This window comes from Parafannyhessea sp., assembly GCF_051876455.1.
Taxonomy (GTDB): domain Bacteria; phylum Actinomycetota; class Coriobacteriia; order Coriobacteriales; family Atopobiaceae; genus Parafannyhessea.
Map to the genome: position 1 here is coordinate 1 of NZ_JBJEHW010000120.1, position 2,794 is coordinate 2,794.

The window sequence follows — 2,794 nt, forward strand, 5'->3', positions numbered from 1 at the left end:
CTGGCCGGGGCCAAAGAGCAGGCGGGTTGGTGCGTAGAAGTCGAAACTGTCCGAAGGCATCGTTAGGTCCTTCCCCGTGCGTGCGTATGGCGCGGCCCGTGGCGCGTGCCGCGTCGCCTGCGGCCATGGTAGGGCGGCGTGGTTGCGGGGCGCGCTACGTCGCGTTACGGGAAGCTTGTGCGCGTGTTTCGACTTGGGACGGGCACGGGGCGGGACCGCGACGACAGCTCTGGCCCCCCATCGCAAATCATGATTTGTGATTGGGGACTGCTTGTCACCTACCAGCGCAAATGCGAATTGGCCCTCGGTCGCAAAACGCGTTTTGCGATTGGCCGGCGCCTTCGGTCGCCTGTTACGCATGAAGCAGCAGGCCACACTCACAAAGCGTGCTTTGTGAGTGTGGCCCACGTCAGGGCGATCCGTCGTCGCACCAGCCCCTATCGCGGCGCGACCTCGAACGCGCTCGCGGGCACCAGGTTCCTGAGCGGTGCGCCCGTGCGCAGCGCCCGCAGGTTGTCGCAGCAAATCCGACAGATGGCGTCCTCCGTCTGACGATTGCGGCCAAACGAGCCGCCGGAGACGTGCGGCGTGATGAAGCAGCGCGGCTCCCGCCAGAGCGGATGGTCGGCCGGCAGCGGCTCCGGGGCCGTCACGTCGAGCGCCGCCCCGCGAATCGCCCCCTCTGCCAGCACCTCCGCGAGCGCGTCCGCGTCCACAAAGGTGCCGCGCCCCACGTTCACGAGCACGGCGCCCGGCTTCATGAGCCTCAGGCGCCTCCCGCCCATCCAGCCGGCCGTGACCTCCGTGTTGGGCAGCGCACCAACCACCACGTCCGCGGACGCAAGCTCGCCCTCGGCCTCGTCCAGCGTGACCAGCCGGTCAAAGCCCTCGCGCGGGCGCGACGTGTCACGGCACACGCCGGTCACGGTGCAGTCGAAGCCGCGCAGGCGCCGCGCCACCCAGCCGCCGATGTTGCCCGCGCCAAACACGAGCACACGCGCGCCGTCGAGCGAGCCCACGGCACCCAGGTCGTCCCAGCTGGCCCGACACTGCTGGTCGCGGTAGGCGGGCAGGTTCTGCATGAGCCCCAGGACCTGCGCCAGCACGTACTGGGAAATGAGCTGCCCAAAGCCGCCCACGGCGGAGCACAGGCTCGCGCCCGCGGGAAACGCGACGTCGCCCCTGGTGTAGCGGTCCGTCCCCGCCCACGTGGCCTGCACGAGCCTCAGGCGCGACCCCTCGTCGGCCGCACGTCGCAGCAGCGGCAGCGCCGGCTCGCCTATCACGGCGTCGGCGCGCACGAGCGCCGCCACCAGCTCGTCGTCTGAGAGGTCGTACCTGCCCGAGCACATGGCCTTGGTCGACGACATGTCCGCCGGCCAGTGGCGCTCGATGGTCCAGCCGGGACCCGCCGCCTCGGCAATCGCCGTCATGTGCTCGTCGCAGAACGGAGCCAGTACCAGTAGCGTCGGCATGTGGACCTCCACCTAGAACGTGACGTTGCCGAACTCGCTGAGCTTGAGGTCGGGGTTGCGCTCCTCCGCCCAGCGGACGTTGAACTCGTTGGTGAAGAGCAGCAGGCGGCCGCCGCGCATGTCCTCCACGCGACCAGTGTCGCGCGAGAGGTTGAGGCTCGCCATGTCGAGCTCCTCCGGGTCGTTCTGGATCCAGCGGATCTCGTGGTACGGGAGCGGGTGGCGGCTCACCTCGACGCCGTACTCGCTCTTGAGGCGGCGCTCCAGCACGTCGAGCTGCAGCACGCCGACCACGCCCACGATCACGCTCTCCAGGCCCATGCCCAGCTCGCGGAAGATCTGGATGGCGCCCTCCTGCGCGAGCTCCTCCACGCCCTTGACGAACTGCTTGCGCTTGAGCGTGTCGACCTGCGTGATGCGCGCGAAGTGCTCCGGCGCAAAGGTGGGGATCTGGGGGAACTGCACGTGCGGTTTGCCCGCGCACACGGTGTCGCCGATGGAGAAGATGCCCGGGTCGAACAGGCCCACGATGTCGCCCGCATAGGCCTCGTCCACGATGGCGCGGTCGTCGGCCATCATGGAGGTGCCGGTCGCGAGTTTGATGGGGCGCTTGCCCTGCACGTGGTAGGCCGTCATGCCGCGCTCGAACTTGCCGGAGCAGATGCGCACGAAGGCGATGCGGTCGCGGTGGTGGCGGTCCATGTTGGCCTGGATCTTGAACACGAAGCCGCTGAACTCGGGCCGCGTGGGCTCGACCTTCTCGCCCGTGAGCACGTCCTTGTAGGCGCTGGGCGAGGGCGCCAGGCGCAGGAAGTCCTTGAGGAACGGCTCCACGCCGAAGTTGGTGAGTGCCGAGCCAAAGAACACCGGGGTCAGGCGGCCGGTCCGGACCGCCTCGAGGTCGAACTCGTTGTCGGCGCCGTCCAGGAGCTCGATGTCGTCCATCAGGGTCTGGTGGTTCTCCTGGCCGATGAGCTCGTCCAGGGCGGGGTCGCCCAGCTCGGCCTCGATCTCGTTAACCTTCTTGGTGGCGTTGGCATGGCCGTCGCCCTCGAAGGCGATCACGTGGCGCGAGCTGCGGTCGAACACGCCGCGGAAGTTGCGCCCGGAGCCGATGGGCCAGTTCATGGGGTACGTTCCGATGCCCAGGACCGTCTCGATCTCCTCCGTGAGGTCGAAGGGGTCGCGCGTGTCGTGGTCGAGCTTGTTGATGAAGGTGAAGATGGGGATGTGGCGCAGCGTGCAGACCTTGAAGAGCTTCTTGGTCTGGGCCTCGACGCCCTTGGCGCCGTCGATCACCATGACCGCGGCGTCCGCCG

General features: G+C 68.5%; 2 protein-coding genes. Both read right to left on the minus strand.

Annotated features, from left to right (window positions below; all coding sequences use genetic code 11):
• Window positions 1–437: 437 nt before the first annotated feature.
• A complete protein-coding gene (locus ACI38Z_RS05410; protein WP_439789172.1) occupies window positions 438–1,475 on the minus strand; it encodes a D-2-hydroxyacid dehydrogenase in 1,038 nt (345 codons plus the stop codon).
• A gap of 12 nt (window positions 1,476–1,487) precedes the next feature.
• Window positions 1,488–2,794 (minus strand): peptide chain release factor 3 (locus tag ACI38Z_RS05415; RefSeq protein ID WP_439789173.1); only part of this gene is annotated, 1,307 nt, incomplete at its 5' end.

Bases quoted from the DNA above. Each gene is read 5' to 3' on its own strand.
- ACI38Z_RS05410 (WP_439789172.1), bottom strand. From the start codon at position 1,475: ATGCCGACGCTACTGGTACTGGCTCCGTTCTGCGACGAGCACATGACG.